Genomic DNA, 18,384 nt, shown 5'->3' on the forward strand with positions numbered 1-18,384 from the left:
ATCATCCGGGAGGGATGAGCCGTCGCCGGGCGGCGGTACATAGCGTCCAGATCTGTGACGACGACCCAGACCTCGACCACCCAGAAACTGACCCTGCTGACGATGACCTCGATGGTCGTCGGCGGCATGGTCGGCGCCGGGGTGTTCTCGCTGCCCCGGCGCTTCGCCGAGGAGACGGGTGTCGTCGGCGCGCTCATCGCGTGGACGATCGCGGGCACCGGCATGCTGATGCTGGCGTTCGTCTTCCAGAGCCTGGCGATGCGCCGGCCCGAACTGGACGCCGGCGTCTACGCGTACGCGAAAGCGGGTTTCGGCGAGTATCTCGGGTTCTTCTCCGCCTTCGGGTACTGGGCGAGCGCCTGCGTCGGCAACGTCACCTACTGGGTGCTCATCATGTCCACCGCGGGTGCCGTCATCCCGGGACTGGGTGACGGCGACACGGTCCTGTCCGTGCTGTGCTCGACGGTCGGCGTGTGGCTCTTCTTCTACCTGGTGCAGCGCGGGGTCAAGGACGCGGCGGTCGTGAACCGGGTCGTGACGATCGCCAAGGTCGTACCCATCATCGTCTTCGTCCTCATCGCGCTCTTCCTCCTGGACCCGGCGGTGTTCGCCGGGAACCTGCGCGGCGGCACCGACTACGGCTCGCTGTTCGAGCAGGTCAAAGGCACGATGCTGGTGACCGTCTTCGTGTTCCTCGGCGTCGAGGGCGCGAGCGTCTACTCCCGGCACGCGCAGCGCCGGCAGGACGTCGGGCGGGCCACCGTCCTCGGCTTCGTCAGTGTGTTCGCCGTGTTCGCGTCGGTGACCGTCGTGTCGTACGGCAGCCCGGCCGGGACATGATCGTGGCGGGACTCGCGGTCGCGTACACCATCTTCCTGCTGTTCGCGGCCGGGCCGAAGTTCCTGCTCGTCTCGTTCATCATCTACGCCCCGGCCACAGCAACCCGGACAACCGCCCGCACACCAACCCGCAGCCCGTCGCACCCCGAATCGCCGCCCAGCTGGTCGGGCCGCCCACGCACAGCGAACCCGCGCCCCCGGTCGGGCCCGGTGGCGCCGTGCGCGCCGCCCAGGGCGAGATGTTGATCTGCTAGCGCTACGAAATCGCGGTGATCAAGGGGTCGAAACCGCGATTTCGCATCGCTAGCAGATCAACACCGCCGCGCGGACGCAACGCAGCCGATCGCGATTACTCGTTCAGTAGGACCGCGACAGAGCCGAGGGCAAGCAGCACCCCGCCGCGGAACCGGCGTGGGTCAGCGCGGGGACCGGTGGATCGGCGCGGGGATCGGCGCGAGTCGGTGTGCGGGGGTCGGCGGGTCTGCGCTCGGGTGGCCTAAGCTGCGGGCATGGCCGCCCGCAGCATCGTCACCACCCGCGACTGGGATGCCGGCGCCGGCCGGGCCGCCCGGCACGAGCAGGTCGAGTTCGTCGGCCTGGACCTGTGCGAGACGGATCTGCGGAGCGTCGAGTTCGACGGCTGCACGTTCCGTGACGCCCGGTTCAACTGTTCCGAGCAGTCCGATGTCGCCTACCTCAACTGCACGTTCGTCAACTGCAACTTCTTCGATGCCACGTTCACGAACTGCAAGACGGTCGGCAGCCACTTCGAGCGCTGCGCCTTCGACATCACCACGGTCGACGGCGGCGACTGGTCATTCACCAGCCTGATCCGTGCCGATCTGTCCAGCGCCACCTTGACCGGGGTCCGGATGCGCGAGGCCGACCTCACCGGCGCGCGCTGCCGCAACGGCACGCTCCGGGACGTCGACCTCTCCGGCGCCACACTCACCGGCGCCGATCTGACCGGCTGTGACCTGCGCGGTTCCGACCTGTCCGCCCTGGACCCGAGCACCACCGAGATCCGCAACGCGGTGATCACGGTGGCTCAGGCGGTGACCGTGGCGGCCGCCCTGGGCCTGCAGATCCGCGACTGAGGCAGACCGGGACACGCCGAAACGGACAGGCTGAAACGGACAGGCCGAAAGGGACAGGCCGAAACGGACAGGGCTGGACGGCCGGACAGGACGACGCGAGCCAGGACAGAACGACGCGGCGCGAACAGAACGACGCGGCGCGAACAGAACGACGCGGACGCGAACAGAACGACGCCGACCGGACAGGATGACACGGACGGGAAAGGCCGGAAAGGGCTGACACGGGGCCGGAGTCAGACCGCCAGCGCCTCCAGGATCGGGGTGTCCACCGGGGCCAGGTGCCGCAGCACCGAGCGGGCCGCCTCGATCACCAGCGCCCGGTCGTGGGTGATGGCGAAGTCGAACCGGCGCTCGGTGTCCGGGCCGTCGTCGCCGAGGTCGCGGGCCACCAGGGCGGCGGCACGGTGCGGGCCGACCAGGATGACGTTCCATTCGCCGCGCAGCCGGTCGTCGCCGAGGCAGGCGCCGCGGACGCCGGGCACCGGTTCGACGGGCAGGCCGGCGCCGAGGGCCGCGACGAGCGGGCTGTGTGCCGCGATCCGGCGGAACCGGGCCATGGTGGCGGGGGTGAAGTGCCGCGCCTCCTGGAAGCAGGCGAGCAGGACCGGCGGCTCGGCGTCCCCGGCGAGCGCTTCCAGGTGCCGGCTCAACGGCATCAACTGCGATTTTGTCGTACGGGTGACCGGACGCACCGCCGAAATCACCTCGAACGGCGTCCGGTCGCCGTCCACCGGCCGCCCCGGCAGCCGCAACCCGCCGCTCGTCGAGCCGATTCGGGCCTCGCTCAGCATGGGCAGCGCCGGCGTGCGACCGGTCGTGAACGGCGCGGTGAACTCCGGCAGCGGCCCGGGACGGCCGTAGTGCCAGCCCTGCCCCACGGTCGCGCCCATGGTCCGGGCGGCGGCCAGGTGACGCGGGGTTTCGATGCCTTCGGCAAGCACGGTGGCGCCGCTGCTCTCGGCGTACGCGTAGACGGCGGCGACCACCCGCGCGGTGTTCGGGTCGTCGGGGGCGCGCAGCAGCCCCATGTCGAGCTTCACCACGTCCGAGTGCACGAACGGCAGCATCGCCAGCGACATCGGGTCGGCGCCCACGTCGTCCAGGGCCACCCCCCAGCCGGCGGTCCGGCAGCTCTCCACGGCGGCCAGCAGGCCGGCCGGGTCCTGGGCGATGGCACGCTCGGTCATCTCGGTGACCACCCGCAGCCGGCGGCGGGCCCGTTCCACGATCGGTGCCAGGTCGGCCGGGCAGCCGGCCCGCCACGCGGTGGGTTCCATGTTGACGAAAAGCATCAGGTCGGGCGGGAAGCCGGCGTCGAGGGCGGCCCGGTAGGCGACGGCGCGGCAGATCCAGTCCAGTTCGGACTCGCGGCCGGCGACCCGGGCGGCCGCGAAGAGGGTGGCCGGACTTTCCCAGGGGGTGCCGGCCGGGCCACGGCTCAGCGCCTCATACCCCAGGATCCGACCGGTGGCGATGTCGACGAGCGGCTGGAAGACCGGGGTCACGGCACGCCGGTCGAGAACCTCATGGATGTCCTGCACGAGATCTCCATCGGCAGTGCGGGCGCCGGCTGAAACATTTGGGCCGACCCGAAGGGGCCGGTTCGGCAACGGCGGGTTCAGCGCGGGGCCGGGGTGTCCCGGCCGGTGCCGGCCCGGAAGCGGACCGCCTTGTGGGTGCCGTCACAGAACGGCTTGATGGCGGATCGCCCGCAGCGGCACAGGGCGATCGTGCCCCGGCCGGGCTCGATGGGCTGCCCGTCCGGCGTACGCAATTCGAAGTCCCCGCGCACGATCAGCGGGCCGTCTTCGTAAGGAACGATGGAGGCGGTCACGGGTTGCCAGTTCCCCGCTGGGCCGGACCGAAACCGATCGTTTGTTCCGGCCTTGGCGGGGAAGGCTGTGGCCCATGAAACTTCCGTCCGCACGCGGGCCCGTGTCGGCCGCACTGATCGACGTCCTCACCGGGAAGGCCACCTCCCTGCCGGTCCGTCCGGTCCTGGACGACGAGGACGATCTGCACCTGACGCTCTTCATCTGTTACGAGCTGGCCTACCGCGGGTGGGACGGCGTGGACGACGCGTGGGAGTGGGATCCGGGCGTGCTGCGGTTGCGGGCGCGCGCCGAGGAACGCTTCACCGCCCTGCTGCACGACCTGGCCGGGCCACCGGAACCGGCCGACCCGGCGACGGTGCCGGCACGGCTGCGCGAGCTGGCCGACGCCGACTTCGGCCCGTCGCTCTCCGGCTATCTGCGCGGCCGGGCGACGTACGACCAGTTCCGCGAGTTCGTCATGCAGCGCTCGGTCTATCACCTGCGCGAGGCCGACCCGCACACCTGGGCGATCCCCCGGCTGGGCGGCGACGCGAAGGCGGCCCTGATCGAGATCCAGCTGGACGAGTACGGCGGCGGGCAGACCCCGAAGATGCACCAGGAGCTGTTCAAGCGGACCATGCGGTGGTTCGGCCTGGACACCACGTACGGCGGGTACGTCGATCTGGCGAGCACCGCGACCCTGGCCAACAACAACGTGATGTCGCTGTTCGGCCTGCACCGCAAGAACCGCGGCATGATCATCGGCCACCTGGCCGCGTACGAGATGACCTCCACCCAGCCGAACCGGGCGTACGGCAACGGCCTGCGCCGGCTCGGCGGCGACCCGGACGCGACGGCCTTCTACGACGAGCACGTGGAGGCCGACGCCGTACACGAGCAGATCGCGGCGTACGACCTGGCCGGGTCGTTCGCCCGCGCCGAACCGGACCGTGCCGGCGACGTGCTGTACGGCGCCCGGTGCGCGCTCATGCTGGACGGCGTCTGGGCTGCCGGCATCCTGCAGGCCTGGGAGGCCGGCGGGTCGTCGCTGCACACCGGGACCATCGATCACGCTCCGGCGGCACTCGCCGCATGACGCTCACAGAAAGCAGAGGAATGACCACTACCACCGCCGACGACGCCCTGCTTCTGCTCGGCAAGGAACTCAAGGCCGCCGGCTACCGGTTCACCACGATCACCCCGGCCACGCACGAACGGGTCAACCGCCGCCCGGCCGCCGCCCGCGCCACCGACCTGCGCGGCGTCTTCGGCTGGAGCCGCCCGTTCGGGCCCGGCGTGCTGCCGGACCGGATCGTCGACCTGATGGACGCCGCCGGTGTCCTGGCGCGCGACGGCGACGAGTGGCGCAGCCTGGTCCGGTTCTCGTGCTACGACGGCGAGCTGTTCGCGCACTCGGCGTTCCCGACGGACGCGCCGGACTCGGTCTTCTTCGGGCCGGATACCTACCGGATGGCCGACGCCGCCACGGCGGTCGCCGCCGGCCGGCAGGTCACCCGGGCCGTGGACATCGGCTGCGGCACCGGCGCCGGCGCCATCGCGGTGGCGAAACGGGCCCCCGGCGCGGAGGTGGTGGCCGTCGACATCAACGACAAGGCCCTGCGGTACGCGGCCGTCAACACCTCCCTGGCCGGGCTCGGCAACGTCCGGCCCGTGCACAGCGACCTGCTCAGCGGCGTGGACGGCGAGTTCGACCTGATCCTTACCAACCCGCCGTTCATGATCGACCCGGCCGGCCGGGCGTACCGGGACGGCGGCGAACACGGCTACGAACTCTCCCTGAAGATCATCGACCAGGCGGCGGAACGGCTCGCGCCCGGCGGGCAGCTGGTGCTGTTCACCGGCACCGGCATCGTCGACGGCCGGGACCCGTTCCGCGACGCGGCCGCCGAACGCCTCGACGGCACCGGGCTGAACTGGGAGTATCGCGAGGTGGACCCCGACGTCTACGGCGAGGAGCTGGACGGCCCGGCCTACGAGCACGCCGAGCGGATCGCCGTCGTCGTCCTGACCGCCACCCGCGACGGCCGGTAAATGGCGACGCCGCCGCTCACGATCGGGGTCGAGGAGGAGTTCCTCCTGCTCGACCCCGGCACCGGGCAGAACGTGCCGGTCGCCGACGCGGTCCGGGCCGCGCTGCCGCCGGAGGTCAGCGCCCGCAGCCACGCCGAGTTCCGGCACAGCATGATTGAGATGGTCACGCCGGTCTGCGGCGACCTGCCGGGGCTGGCGCACGAACTCACCACGGCACGGCGTGCGGCGGCGGCCGCCGCCGAGGCGACCGGCGCGATGCTGGTGCCGATCGGGGCCACCCCGGTCGGCGAACCCAAGCTCGGGGTCACCGACAACCCGCGCTACCGGGCCATCGCCGACTACTACGGGCCGATCGTGGACGACCCGGCGGTGTGCGGCGTCCACGTGCACGTCGGGGTCCCCGACCGGGAGACCGCCGTGCGAGTCGGCAACCACCTGCGGGTCTGGCTGCCGGTGATCCAGGCGATGACGGTGAACTCGCCGTTCCACGCGGGCACCGACACCGGCCACGCGAGCTGGCGGGCCATGCAGCTGGACCGCTGGCCCGCTCTGGGCCCGGCACCCTGGTTCGCCTCCGCGGCCGACTTCGACCGGACGGTCGCGTTGCTCGTCGGCTCCGGCATGATGCTCGACGAGAAACTGGTGCTCTGGCATGCCCGGCCCTCCGCCACCTACCCCACGATCGAGGTACGGGTGGCCGACGTCCCGCTGACCGTCGACGACACCGTGCTGCTGACCGCGCTCGTCCGGGGGCTCGTGGCGACCGCCCTCGACGACCTCGCCGACGGCCGGGACGCACCCCGGGTGCCCGGCCTGGCGGTCGAGGCGGCACACTGGAACGCGGCGCACGCCGGGCTCGACGGCACGCTCACCGACCTGCGGGAGAACCGGCCGCGCCCGGCCTGGGAGCTGGTCGGCGACCTCGTCACGACGGTGCGACCGGCGCTGGAGCGGCACGGCGATCTCCCGTACACCACAGATCAGCTGGACCGGCTCCGCGCCGAAGGAACCGGGGCGCGGCGCCAGCGCGAAGCGGTGCGCCGCGCCGGCAGCCTCCCCGCCGCCCTCGGGCGACTGGCCCGGGCGATGAGCGCCTGACCGCAAGCCGCTCGCACCGGGCCGACATACTGGAACAGCACCGAACTACGACGGCGTGCGCGCCGACCACGCCAGGAGATTGCATGACCTCGTCCGGCTTCGCCGATCTGCAACTGCGCCCCGAGCTTCTGCGGGCACTCACCGACCTGGGGTACGAGGAGCCAACCCCGATCCAGGCGGAAGCCATCCCGCCGCTGCTCGAAGGCCGTGACCTGCTCGGACAGGCGGCGACCGGCACCGGCAAGACGGCCGCGTTCGCGCTGCCGGTGCTGCAGCGGCTCGCCGGGGAACGCACCGACGGCCGGCCCGCCGCCCTGGTCCTGGTGCCGACCCGTGAGCTGGCCATGCAGGTCTCGCAGGCCTTCCACCGCTATGCGCGGGACCTGGGCGCCCGGGTCGTCCCGATCTACGGCGGGCAGCCCATCGGCCGGCAGTTGCAGGCCCTGGACCGCGGCGTCGACGTGGTGGTCGCCACACCGGGCCGCGCTCTCGACCACATCTCCCGGGGCACCCTCGACCTGAAAGCCGTGCAGACGGTCATCCTCGACGAAGCCGACGAGATGCTCGACATGGGCTTCGCCGAGGACATCGAAGCGATCCTCGAGGAGACCGCCGAGGAACGCCAGACCGTGCTCTTCTCCGCGACCATGCCGGGCCGCATCGACGCCATCGCGCGCCGCCACCTGCGGGAACCCGTCCGCATCCAGATGGGCCGCGCCGAACCCGAACCCGGCGCCGCCCCGCTGGTGCGGCAGAGTGCCTACGTGGTGGCCCGCGCACACAAGCCGGCCGCGCTGGGCCGGGTCCTCGACGTGGAGGCGCCCACCGCGGCGATCGTCTTCTGCCGCACCCGCGAAGAGGTCGACCAGCTCACCGAGACCCTGAACGGCCGCGGCCAGCGGGCCGAGGCGCTGCACGGCGGGATGAGCCAGGAACAGCGCGACCGGGTCGTCAACCGGCTCCGCGACGGCCGGGCCGACCTGCTCGTCGCCACCGACGTGGCGGCCCGCGGCCTCGACATCGACCGGCTCAGCCACGTCGTCAACTACAGCCTGCCGGCGGCGCCGGAAACCTACGTGCACCGCATCGGCCGCGTCGGCCGGGCCGGCCGCGAAGGCACCGCGATCACCCTGGCCGAGCCCCGCGAGCACCGGATGCTCAAGGCCGTCGAACGGACCACCGGCCAGCGCATCGGCCTGCAGAAGGTGCCGACCGTGGCCGACCTGCGCGCCCGCCGCCTCGAACTGACCCGGGCCGCCCTCCAGGAAAGCCTGCTCACCGACGACCTGGACCGCTTCCGCGTCGTGGTGGAGACGCTCACCGACGAGTTCGACGTGATGGAGGTGGCGCTGGCCGCGGTGAAGCTGGCCCACGAACTCAACGGCGGCGACCTCGACGACGAACAGGACATCCCGGAGTCCGTCCTGCGCCCCGAACGGGAACGCCGCGACAACACCCGGCCCGGCGGCCACGGCGGCCGCGGCGGCCACACCACCCGGCTGTTCATCAACTCCGGCCGCAGCAACCGGATCCGCCCCCAGGACCTGGTCGGCGCGATCACCGGCGAGACCCGCCTCAGCGGCCGCGACATCGGCGCCATCGAGATCGCCGACCGCTTCTCCCTGGTCGAGGTCCCGGCCGACGCCGCCGACGAAGTCATCACCGCGCTCCGCCACGCCTCGATCCGCGGGCGCAAGGTACTGGCCCGCCGCGACCGCGACAAGGACAAGGAAAACCAGAACCGCCGCCCCTGACCCCCGCCCGCCGAGCCGGGCGGCATCCCGCGTGGCGGGCGACTCGGCCCCGACGGCGGGTGGCTCAGCCCGACGGCGGGTGGCTCAGCCCGACGGGCCACTGCGCTCCGGGCAAGTTCTACCCCGTGTTCAACCGCGCGCCCTTCGCCCCTTCGGCCCTTTTTGTCCGTCTGATTTCCGGCGTGCGAGGCAGGTGGGCGCGGTGTGGTTTTCCTCCCGCGGTTCCCTGCGGTCAGCGGAGATGCCCGGCCGCGGCCCGCTGCAGTGGGTCCAGCCGGCGTAGTGGATCTGCTAGCGCTACGAAATCGCTGTGATCATGTGGTCTTCACCGCGATTTCGCATCGCTAGCAGATCCACTACGCCACGCGGACGCAGCGCAGCCGATCGCGGACGCAGCGCGGCCCGTCGCGGACGCTCGTCGACTCGGCCGAAGTAGGTCGAGGGCACGAAACGCCACGCCGGACCCTGCCTCGCCGTCGCTCCGCATCCCATGCTCCGCGCCGGAGTCCCTACCAGCACAAACCGGCAGAAAAGCTCGCACCGCTGCTTGACCAACACACCCGTCGCGGCCGCAAGCGCAAGCCCGGCACGCCCGATCGAGGGCAACGCCTCGGACGAGGTCGCAGCCGACCCCCGGCTCTCGAGGTCGCTGCCCGGCCCCGGATTGCGAGGTCGCTGCCCAGCACCCGGCGCACGATGTCGCAGCCGGCAGCCGGCAGCCGGCAGCCGGCGCACGATGTCGCAGCCGACACCCCGCTCACGAGGTCGCAGCCGGCCCCGGCTTTCGGGGTCTCCTGAGCGGGGCTCGGGTCTGGACGGTCAGTGGGCGACGAGCGTGTCGTACAGGTTCGTCACCTCGAGGACCATCCGGACCATCGGGCCCGGATTGCGCATCCGCAGCGTGATGCCGTGGGCTTCGGCGGCGCGGCGGGCGGCCACCAGGACGCCGAGGGCTGAGGAGTCGAGGAAGGTCACGGCGCTCATGTCGACGTCGAGCCGGGAGCAGTCGCGCCGTTCGACGATCTGCTGCAGTGCTTCGCGCAGCACCGCGGCGTTCGCCACGTCCAGGTCCCCCTCGGGGGCGAGAACGAGGGTCTCGCCTTCACGCTCGATCGTCCATTCCATCGACGCCATCCTCCATTGATCGGCGGGCGGCTCGCAGGGTACCCGGATGATCGGAACCTGAAACCGCTTTCAGCGACGGACGTGTACGCGGATGCTCGTGCCCGCCGGCCGCGAGTGTATCCGCACCAGGTCGCAGAGTTGGTGGGCGAGCAGCAGCCCGCGGCCGCCCTCCACCCGTGGCGGTGGCGGGATGCGGCCGGCCAGCGGGTCGGCGAGGTGGCCGGAGTCGTCGACCTGGCAGACCAGGACGCCCGGTTCCAGCCAGACGCTCACCGAGCCGCCGCCGGTGGTGTGGGCGATGGTGTTCTCGGCGAGTTCGTTGACGGCTGTCACCAGGTCGTCGGCGCGGTCGGCGGGCATGCCGGCGGCCAGGGCGCGGGACGCGACGAATCGGCGGATCGTGGAGAGTTCGGAGGGCAGGGTGTAGGTCAGCACCCCGGCGCGGGGCGGCACGGGCGGCAGCGGGCGGTTGAAGGCCTCGGCGGTGAGGTAGGGGTCGGCGAACCAGGGGCTGGGCCGGCGGCCGCCGCCGACGATCATCACGGGGTGGGTGCGCCACGCGTCGTGCAGGCGGGGCTGGTCCAGGCCGGAGGCGTCGTACGGGCAGAGGATCGCCGCGTCCCGGCCGGCGAACACCGCGTTGATCATGGCCTCGTGGGCGGCGCACGCGGGGTACTCCACGTCGGAGCGGCCCGGCCAGATCGGCTCCCCGATGATCGACACTCGGCGGCCGGAGTGCCGGGCGGCGAACCGCAGGAGCACGTCGGGGATGATGCGGCCGGGGTTGCGGCCGTCGACGGCCATGTCGGCGAAGGTGATCTCGGCGCCGAGGCCGAGGCCGGCGAACGCCTCGCGCAGCAGGAGCAGGTTGGGGCCGGGCACCGCGACCAGGACCGCGTCACCGGCGCCCACCGCGTCGCGGACGAACGCGGTGGTGCCACGCAGATATTCGTCGCGCGTCTGGTAGAGCAAACCGGGATGGTCGAACTCCGCGGTCCCGATCATGCGGCGGGCTCCACGGACAGGTTGGTGACGGCGGGCGCCCCGGTGAACGCGAGCAGGCGCTGCGCGGCCGGGCTGCACCCGGTCACGCGCAGCCGGGTGACCTCGGCCGCCGCGACCCGGGTCAGGATCCGGACCGAGGCGGCGTCCAGGAAGGTCAGCCCGGAGATGTCGACGACGAGCGGTTCGCCGCCGGACGGGGTGTCGGCCACCAGGTTCTCCATGATCGCGGTGAGCGCGTGCCGGTTGGAAAGGTCGGCCTCGCCGCGCAGGATCACGCCGGGCGGGTCGGTCGTGCGGATCGCCCGCAGCAGCGGCACCGAGCGGGGGTCGGTGCCGGCGTCCAGGGTGGCCGGATGCGACCAGGTGACGCGGCGCAGGTCGACGTCGCTGAAGAGCCGCCTGTCGTAGAGACACATCGCCATCGCGTCGCCCTCGGCGAAGACCCGGTTGACGTTCGCCTCGTACCACGCGAGGCGCTCACTGCCCGGCACCGGGCGGCTCGCCCAGGACATGTCCCCGATGGCCCGCAGGCCGCGGAACCCGTCGGCGCGGGCCTCGGCGGCCGCGTCCCGCCAACCCCGCATCATGGCCTCCGGATCGAACCGGCCGGCCGCGAGGTAACTCTCCTGCGGGGTCGCCATCCGCAACCGGTCGTCGGCCAGGGCGGGCGCCAGTTCGGCGGTGAGCGCCGGCTCGGCCGGACCGTAGTAGAGGATGCGCTGCCCGTCGCGCAGGCCACCCCGGATGAAGGTGAGCAGACTGCGCCGGCGCGTCTCGTCGTCCTCGATCACGACGCAGGCGTGGTCACCCAGGCACAGGCGGTCGAGTGCGTCCGTCTCGATCATTGTGCCCCCTGCCCGAGATGCGATTTTCCGGCCTGAGCCTACTCCCGGGAAGCGCGGGCCAATCGGCAGTTCACCCGGCCCGCGCCCGGAGCTGTCGGTCCACATCGGAGTGACCGGCGGTACATGAAGAATTTACGTGTCGCCGGAACCAACCTGACCAGGCGAAACGGGCGGTCAATGGTACGAAAGTGGAGGTTCTCTCGCTGGTGAAGATCAAGTGTCACCGCTAGGGTTTGCACGCACGTCGGCGGAGTGGAGCAGAACGCCCGCCGGTCGGTGCTTCTTGCTGCCCAGATTGGATGAACGTTGGCGCCAACACCGGCCGACCAGTCGACCGCAACCCCCCGGCGCCCCCGAGGTCAGCAGTCGATCAAGCGACGCGTCGTACGCCTGGTCCTAGTCCCCAGTGTCGTGGCCCTGCTGATCTGGTTCGCCGCCTCCGGCTACCTGATCTTCCAGGGTTTCTACAACCGTGCCGTGGCCATCTCGGTGCGTGACGTGTCGATCCCGGCCGTGTCCGCGCTCTCCTACATCCAGCAGGAACGGCGGCTCAGCGTCGCCTACCTGGCCAGGCCGTCGACGAACCAGAACGCGCTGCTCGAACAGCGGCAGCTGACCGACCAGAAGCTGGCCGAGCTGCGCGGGGTCGCCGACAGCGCGCTCGGCAACGCGCCGAACTCGATCAAGGCGCAGTGGCAGACGCTCACCGGGTACCTCGACCAGATGCCCGCCACCCGCAGCGCGATCGACTCCCGGGCCACCACCGCGACCCGTGCGTACGACTTCTACAACGAGCTGCTCGACGCGGCCACCACGATGTTCGACATCCAGGCCCGGATCACCCCGGACGCGACCGCGGCGATGGGCGGCATCACCGCCACCGAGATGTTCCGGGCCAGTGACCTGATGTCGCGGGCCGCCTCCACGATGGACGGCGCGTTCGCGGCCCGCAGCCTCGGCCGCGCCGACCACCTGGAGTTCGTCCGCCTGGTCGGCGCGTACCGGTTCGAGCTGAGCAACATCCGCACGCACCTGGAGCCGACCGTCCGCGAGCGGCTGCAGACCATGGAGGCGAGCAGCGCCTGGCAGAACCTCTCGGCCGCGGAGAACTCGATCGTCGCGGCCGGTGCGTGGAAGAAGGGCGTACCGGCGTCGGTGACGATGAGCCGGGACCGCTGGGCGATGGTCACCGGCACGGTCTCGCAGAGCCTTGTCGACCTCACCATCGACGAGGCCGACCAGGTCTCCGCCCGTACCCTGCGGACCGGCAACAACCAGCTGCTCACCGCGCTGGTCGGCAGCCTGGTGGCGCTCGCCATCGCGATCGGCGTCATCTTCTGGGCGCTGCGCTCCTCCGCCGTCCTGGTCGACCGCGCGCTCTCCACCCGCCTGGCCCGCCTCGGCTCGGACGCCGGCTCGCTCGTCGACACGCGGCTGCCGGCCGTCATGGAACGGCTGCGCCGGCGCGAGAACGTGGACCTGGAGACCGAGTTCGCCGCCACCGACTACGGCAGCGACGAGATCGGCCAGGTCGCCGACGTCATCCACCGCTCGCTGACGGTCGCCGCCGAGGCCGCCGTCGACGAGGCGAAGGCCCGCGCCGCCGGTACCGCGATGCTGATGGGTGTCGCCCGCCGGCCGCAGCGGCCGCTGCAGCGCGGCCTCAAGGTGATCGAGGACCTGCAGGGCCAGACCGGTGACGAGAAGCTGCTCACCCAGCTCTTCGACATCCATCACCAGCTCAACCAGACCCGCCGCTTCCTGGAGAACCTGGTCATCCTCGCCGGTGGGCAGATCGGCCGCCGGTTCTCCAAGCCGGTGCCGCTGCGCCGGGTGCTGCTGGCCTCGTTCGCCGAGGCCCGCGACTACCAGCGGATCAACCTGCGCGGTGCCACCGACGTGGCCCTGGTCGGCTACGCCGTGGCCGAGGTCATCCACCTGATGGCGGAGCTGCTCGACAACGCCCTCGCCTTCTCGCCGCCCGGCACCACGGTCTGGGTGACGTCCAGCCGGGCCCAGCACGGCGTGGCCGTGGAGATCGAGGACGCCGGCGTGGGCATGAGCGCCGAGACCATCGAACGGGCCAACGCCCTGCTCGCCACCGCGCCGACGCCCGAGGTGACCGAGCTGAAGGACGGCGCGCAGGTCGGCCTCTACGTGGTCGCCGAGCTGGCCAAGCGGGAGGGCCTGCAGGTCAGTCTGCGGCGCTCCGCCTACGGCGGGCTGCTCGCCATCGTGCTGCTGCCGGACCGGCTGCTGGTCGCCAACGAGGAGGACACCAGCGCGGGTCTGGGCGCCTCGGTCGGCAAGGCGAACGTCACCGCGGCGGTCCCGCCGGCCCGTGAGGAGAAGAACCCGCTGGCGGCGGCACGGGCCGCCGTCGCGGTCCTCGACCCGGAGCCCGGGCCGGTGGCGCCCGCCCCGGCCGCACCGGCACGGGCGGTATCAGCGATGCCCGCCGCCACGCCCGCCCCGGAAACCTCCGCGCCGGTGGCGAGCACCGAAACGCGTACCTCTGCTTCTTCTGCTCCGGCAAAGCCGCAAGCCGGCGGCAAGCCGCAGGCCGGTGGCAAGCCGCAAGCCGGTGGCAAGCCGCAAGCCGGCGGGAAGCCGCCGCTGCCGCAGCGCCGCCCGCAGCAGCATCTCGCGCCCGGTCTGCGGGAGACTCCGCCCGGCCCGGCCGAGACGAACGACCCGGCGCCCGCGCCCCGCTCCCCCGACGAGGTCCGCAACCGGTTCGCGCGTTACCAGCGCGGCTGGGCCGAGGGGCAGACCGCGCCGGCACCGGCCCACCCCACCGAAACCGACAACAGCTCCGAGCAAGGCAGGGACGCATGACGAACCCGACCTCTTCCATCGACCTCCCCTGGATGCTGGACGACCTCGTCGAGGTGCCGCAGGTCGTCTCCGTGGTCGTGCTCTCCACCGACGGCCTGATCGTGCAGAAATCGACCTCGATGCATCAGGACCTCGCGGAGATCCTCGCGGCGGGCGCGTCCTCGATGTACAGCGTCGCCGCCGGCACCGGCCGCCACTTCAAGAGCGGGCCGGTGCAGCAGGTGGTGATCGAGTTCCAGGAGCAGACGCTGTTCATCGCGGCCGCCGGCCAGAACGCGCGCCTCGCCGTCCTCTGCGAGCAGGACGTCGACATGGGAATGGTCGCGTACGAGGTGAGCCGCCTGGTCACCCGCATCGGCGACTACCTGAGCGCGCCGGCCCGCAGTAATGACGGGTGAGGCCTGGGACGGCGACGACGAGACGGCGGCCGGCCGGTTCGTCCCGTTGTACATCCTCGTCAACGGACGGACCAGCCCGCGTGACAGCAAGCTGGACCTGGCCACCCAGGTCGTCGCGGTCCCGGTCGACACGAGCCGGCTGGAGCCGGAATATCTGCAGATCCTCGGCCGGTGCGAGACCTGGATCTCGATCGCCGAGCTCGGCGCCTACCTGCACATCCCGCTGACCATCGTGAAGGTGATGGTGGACGTGCTGCTGGAGCAGGGCTACCTGGACAGTGGCTCGCCGGCGCAGGACCGGGTCGTGGACATGCGGTTGCTGAACGCGGTGCTGACCGGGCTGGAGCGGTTGTGAGCTTCTTAAAATTTTCGGACTTTTCGTGAAATAGGGGTTCACCGTGAATCGCACATCGGTCAAGATCGTCGTCGCGGGTGGCTTCGGCACCGGCAAGACGACCTTGGTCAGCTCGGTCAGCGAGATACCGCCGCTGACCACCGAGGAACTCCTCACCGAGGCCAGCGTGGGCATCGACGACGTGACCGGGGTCGAATCCAAGACCCACACGACGGTCGCGCTGGACTTCGGCCGCATCACGATAAGCCCGGACGTGGTGCTGTACCTGTTCGGCACCCCCGGCCAGGACCGCTTCTGGTTCATGTGGGACGAACTCGCCCAGGGCGCGGTCGGCGCGATCGTCCTCGTCGACACCCGGCGCCTCGACAGCAGCTTCCCGGCGATCGACTACTTCGAACGCCGGGGCCTGCCCTTCGTCGCCGCCGTGAACCGCTTCTTCGGCGAGTGCGCCTACACCGACGACGAGATCCGCTCCGCCCTCGAACTCGGCACCGACGTCCCCCTGGTCTGGCTGGACGCCCGCGATCGGCTGTCGAGCAAGCTCGCGCTGATCGCCCTGGTCCGGCACGCGATGTCCCGGCTGCCACAGGCGGCCTGACGGCCCCGGGCCGGGGCGTCAGGGGGTTGCTCCCCTCGACGGCCCGGCCGGCGGCAGCGTTCACCGCCTCCTTCAATCGAGCGGCGACGGCCGGACCTTCGTTCAACCGAGCGGCGCCAGCCGGACCTTGAAGTGCCGCAACAACGCCGGGGCGGACACGATCCGGTACCCGCGGATCCGCTCCGGGTCCTTGGCGATGCCGGCGAGCACCGCGGCCACGTACGCGAAATGCTCCTCGGTGTAGACCCGCCGCGGGATCGCCAGCCGCACCAGCTCGAACGGCGCCGGGCTGGTCAGCCGGTGCGACTCGTCGAGCGTGCCGAGGTACAGCGAGCCCAGCTCGGCCGATCGGATGCCGCCGTCGAGGTACATCTGGCAGCCCAGTGAGTGCCCGGGGAACTCGGCCGGGGTGAGGTGCGGCAGCAGGCGGCCGGCGTTCAGGTAGAGGGCGTGCACGCCGGCGGGTTCGACGACGTCCACCCCGCCATCCTTGATCATCTGGGCGAACCGGGCGGTCTGCGCGGCCCGGCCGGCCAGGTACAGGGGGTCGACGACCTCGCGCAGGCCGACGGCGAGCCGTTCCAGGTCCCGGCCGGAGAGCCCGCCGTAGGTGGAGAAGCCCTCGGTGGCGATCAGGTTGGCCTCGCAGCGGGCGAACAGCGCGTCGTCGCGCAGGCCGATCAACCCGCCGATCCCGGTGAGCCCGTCCTTCTTCAGGCTGATCAGGCAGCCGTCGGCCAGCTGGAAGGCCCGGGTCGCGATCTGCCGCGGCGTCCAGTCCTGGTACCCCGCCTCGCGCTGCTGGACCAGCCACGCGTTCTCCGCGAACCGGGCGGCGTCCAGGAAGAACGGGACCCGGTAGCGCCGGCAGAGGGCCTGTACGGCCTCCAGGTTGGCCATCGAGACCGGCTGCGCGCCGAGCCCGTTGTTGGTGATCGTCATGAGGACCAGGCCGACGCGCGCGCCGTCCGGGCCGGCCAGCGTCTCCGCCAGCGCCACCAGGTCGATGTTGCCCTTGAACGGCTCCTGGCTGTCCAGGTCCAGCGCCTCGGCGCAGGGCAGGTCACGGGGCTCGGCACCGACGATCTCGACGTTGGCGTGGGTGGTGTCGAAGTGGGTGTTGCTGACGCAGATCTGGCCGGGCTGCAGCAGGCTGGAGAAGAGGATCCGCTCACCCGCACGGCCCTGGTGCACCGGCAGCAGGTGCGGGTACCCGGTCAGGTCGGCGGCCTCGTCGCGGAACCGGAACCAGGAGCGTGCCCCGGCGTACGACTCGTCGCCCTGCGCGGCCGCCGCCTCCTGCGCCGACGAGGTGGCACCGGTGCCGGAGTCGGAGAGCAGATCCACGGTGATCTGGTCGGACCGCAGGTTGAACGGGTTGTACCCGGCCGCCTCGATGGCTTCCCGGCGCTGAACCGGAGTGAGGAACGGGATCGGCTCGACCACCTTGATCCGGTACGGCGGCGGCAGCGGGATGGTGGACAACGGGGCTCCTTAAGCGAGCATCGGAAGGGGGCGCGGCGGCTGGACCTGGTACGCCTCGGCGGAGAGATAGACGGTCATACCGGGCCGGGGCGGTCCGAGCCGCAGGGACACGTGCGCGATCAGTCCGACGCCGTCGTCCAGCGGCCGGTCGGTCACCGCGTCGATCGCGCGGTCCAGCACGGCCGGGTCGAAGCGGTAGCGGGCGAGCATCGGCAGGACCCGTTCGCGGGCTTCCCGGTCGTCGCCGACGTAGCTGCGGATCGGCACGTAGACGCTGTAGCCGTTGGGCCGCTCGGCGCCCTGCGTGATGGTGTAGCTGCCGATCAGCGGGCGGCCGGTGAACCGTTCGGCACGGCCGGCCAGCTCACAGAACTCGGTGACCAGCTCCGGGTCCACGCCGTCGACGACGGCGGCGGCCCGGGCCACGTCGCCGGCCTGCGCGTCGTGGTGCGAGAGGTAGAGCTTCACCCGGGCCTGCGGCCCGTCGTGCAGGTCGAGGGCGAAGAACGTCAGCCGGTCCGCGCGGGCGAGCTCACCCGGGCGGACGGCGTGGCTCACCATCCTCGTGTACGCCTCAGCGAGGCCGAGCCGGTCGAGCGCCTGTTCCACCACGGCGGGTGAGTGCTCCGGCCCGTGCACCTCGGGGTTGAAGTACACCTTGAACTCCGGCGGCCGGCCGTTGCGGAAGACCAGGGAGATCCAGAGCACGAAGTCGCCGTGCGGCGTCGCGGTGTCGAACAGGTCCCGGATCGCGTCGAGCCGCCGGGTGGACAGGCCGTACCGGGCGGCCTGGGCGCGCAGGAACTCGTCGGTGGCGAGGGCGTTCGCGCGCACCGACGGAACCGGAGCGAAGGCCTCGGCGAGAATGCGCAGCGCCGGCGGTTCGCCCTCGTTCCAGGCGATCGAGAACTCGACCGGGGTGTGGTCGTCGGCGACGTCCGAGGGCCAGACCGGTGGCTCGGTCAACGGCCGCGAGCCGTGTTCCCCGAGCAGTTCGGTGAGCAGTCGCAACGGTGCCTCGGGGTCCATCCCGACGACGTCACAGAGACGGCGCAACTGGCTGCCAAGGCGATCTAAAACG

Annotated in this window: 17 protein-coding genes; 10 read left to right on the top strand and 7 right to left on the bottom strand. The window is 71.6% G+C overall.

What is annotated here, in order from left to right; translation table 11 throughout:
- Window positions 1–54: 54 nt before the first annotated feature.
- Both LPA41_RS31510 and LPA41_RS31515 read left to right on the top strand, forming a co-directional pair.
- Window positions 55–840 carry an amino acid permease gene (locus LPA41_RS31510; RefSeq protein ID WP_229074688.1) on the top strand — a complete coding sequence of 262 codons (786 nt, stop codon included), beginning with the start codon at window positions 55–57 and terminating at the stop codon, window positions 838–840.
- A gap of 508 nt (window positions 841–1,348) precedes the next feature.
- On the top strand, window positions 1,349–1,936 hold the full coding sequence (locus LPA41_RS31515; protein ID WP_229074690.1) for a pentapeptide repeat-containing protein: 588 nt from the start codon (window positions 1,349–1,351) through the stop codon (window positions 1,934–1,936).
- A 233-nt stretch (window positions 1,937–2,169) separates the two neighbouring features.
- Here the strand turns inward: LPA41_RS31515 and LPA41_RS31520 are convergent, their stop codons facing one another.
- The gene (locus LPA41_RS31520; protein ID WP_229074691.1) at window positions 2,170–3,477 is read right to left on the bottom strand and encodes an EAL domain-containing protein; all 1,308 of its coding nucleotides are present in this window, start codon (window positions 3,475–3,477) and stop codon (window positions 2,170–2,172) included.
- A 77-nt stretch (window positions 3,478–3,554) separates the two neighbouring features.
- Entirely contained in the window at window positions 3,555–3,770 is a 216-nt protein-coding gene (locus LPA41_RS31525) for a CDGSH iron-sulfur domain-containing protein (protein ID WP_229074692.1), read from the bottom strand.
- Window positions 3,771–3,844: 74 nt separating this feature from the next.
- On the opposite strand from LPA41_RS31525, the gene LPA41_RS31530 reads away from it, so the two are divergent.
- The 4 genes from LPA41_RS31530 (at window position 3,845) to LPA41_RS31545 (ending at window position 8,654) form a co-directional block, all read left to right on the top strand.
- Window positions 3,845–4,846, top strand: coding sequence for an iron-containing redox enzyme family protein (locus tag LPA41_RS31530; RefSeq protein ID WP_229074693.1), 1,002 nt, complete (start codon window positions 3,845–3,847; stop codon window positions 4,844–4,846).
- A gap of 20 nt (window positions 4,847–4,866) precedes the next feature.
- A complete protein-coding gene (locus LPA41_RS31535; protein ID WP_229074694.1) occupies window positions 4,867–5,802 on the top strand; it encodes a class I SAM-dependent methyltransferase in 936 nt (311 codons plus the stop codon).
- Complete coding sequence (locus tag LPA41_RS31540; RefSeq protein WP_229074696.1) at window positions 5,803–6,900, top strand: glutamate--cysteine ligase; 1,098 nt, start codon at window positions 5,803–5,805, stop codon at window positions 6,898–6,900. It abuts the gene before it with no gap.
- 83 nt (window positions 6,901–6,983) lie between these two features.
- Complete coding sequence (locus LPA41_RS31545; protein WP_229074697.1) at window positions 6,984–8,654, top strand: DEAD/DEAH box helicase; 1,671 nt, start codon at window positions 6,984–6,986, stop codon at window positions 8,652–8,654.
- 819 nt (window positions 8,655–9,473) lie between these two features.
- Here the strand turns inward: LPA41_RS31545 and LPA41_RS31550 are convergent.
- From LPA41_RS31550 to LPA41_RS31560, 3 genes are all read right to left on the bottom strand, one after another.
- A complete protein-coding gene (locus LPA41_RS31550) occupies window positions 9,474–9,779 on the bottom strand; it encodes an STAS domain-containing protein (RefSeq protein WP_229074699.1) in 306 nt (101 codons plus the stop codon).
- A gap of 69 nt (window positions 9,780–9,848) precedes the next feature.
- Window positions 9,849–10,784 carry a sensor histidine kinase gene (locus LPA41_RS31555; protein ID WP_229074701.1) on the bottom strand — a complete coding sequence of 312 codons (936 nt, stop codon included), beginning with the start codon at window positions 10,782–10,784 and terminating at the stop codon, window positions 9,849–9,851.
- Entirely contained in the window at window positions 10,781–11,629 is an 849-nt protein-coding gene (locus tag LPA41_RS31560) for an MEDS domain-containing protein (RefSeq protein WP_229074702.1), read from the bottom strand. The genes LPA41_RS31555 and LPA41_RS31560 overlap by 4 nt, the downstream gene beginning before the upstream one ends.
- Window positions 11,630–12,040: 411 nt before the next feature.
- Here LPA41_RS31560 and LPA41_RS31565 point away from each other — a divergent pair, with 411 nt between their 5' ends.
- Genes LPA41_RS31565 through LPA41_RS31580 form a run of 4 tightly spaced genes read left to right on the top strand, consistent with a single transcriptional unit; the run spans window position 12,041 to window position 15,818 of the window.
- The gene (locus LPA41_RS31565) at window positions 12,041–14,467 is read left to right on the top strand and encodes a nitrate- and nitrite sensing domain-containing protein (RefSeq protein WP_229074703.1); all 2,427 of its coding nucleotides are present in this window, start codon (window positions 12,041–12,043) and stop codon (window positions 14,465–14,467) included.
- Window positions 14,464–14,865 (top strand): roadblock/LC7 domain-containing protein, encoded by a 402-nt coding sequence (locus LPA41_RS31570; RefSeq protein ID WP_229074705.1) that lies wholly within the window; start codon window positions 14,464–14,466, stop codon window positions 14,863–14,865. Before LPA41_RS31565 ends, LPA41_RS31570 begins: the two co-directional genes overlap by 4 nt.
- On the top strand, window positions 14,855–15,220 hold the full coding sequence (locus LPA41_RS31575) for a DUF742 domain-containing protein (protein ID WP_229074707.1): 366 nt from the start codon (window positions 14,855–14,857) through the stop codon (window positions 15,218–15,220). Before LPA41_RS31570 ends, LPA41_RS31575 begins: the two co-directional genes overlap by 11 nt.
- Before the next feature lie 43 nt (window positions 15,221–15,263).
- Complete coding sequence (locus LPA41_RS31580) at window positions 15,264–15,818, top strand: ATP/GTP-binding protein (RefSeq protein ID WP_229074709.1); 555 nt, start codon at window positions 15,264–15,266, stop codon at window positions 15,816–15,818.
- Window positions 15,819–15,920: 102 nt separating this feature from the next.
- Here the strand turns inward: LPA41_RS31580 and LPA41_RS31585 are convergent, their stop codons facing one another.
- On the bottom strand, window positions 15,921–17,303 hold the full coding sequence (locus LPA41_RS31585) for a tryptophanase (protein ID WP_229074711.1): 1,383 nt from the start codon (window positions 17,301–17,303) through the stop codon (window positions 15,921–15,923).
- Between the two features lie 9 nt (window positions 17,304–17,312).
- A complete protein-coding gene (locus tag LPA41_RS31590) occupies window positions 17,313–18,332 on the bottom strand; it encodes a tryptophan dimethylallyltransferase family protein (RefSeq protein WP_229074712.1) in 1,020 nt (339 codons plus the stop codon).
- Between the last annotated feature and the right edge of the window lie 52 nt (window positions 18,333–18,384).

Source organism: Actinoplanes sp. DH11, from assembly GCF_020873875.1.
In the GTDB taxonomy this organism is placed as follows: domain Bacteria; phylum Actinomycetota; class Actinomycetes; order Mycobacteriales; family Micromonosporaceae; genus Actinoplanes.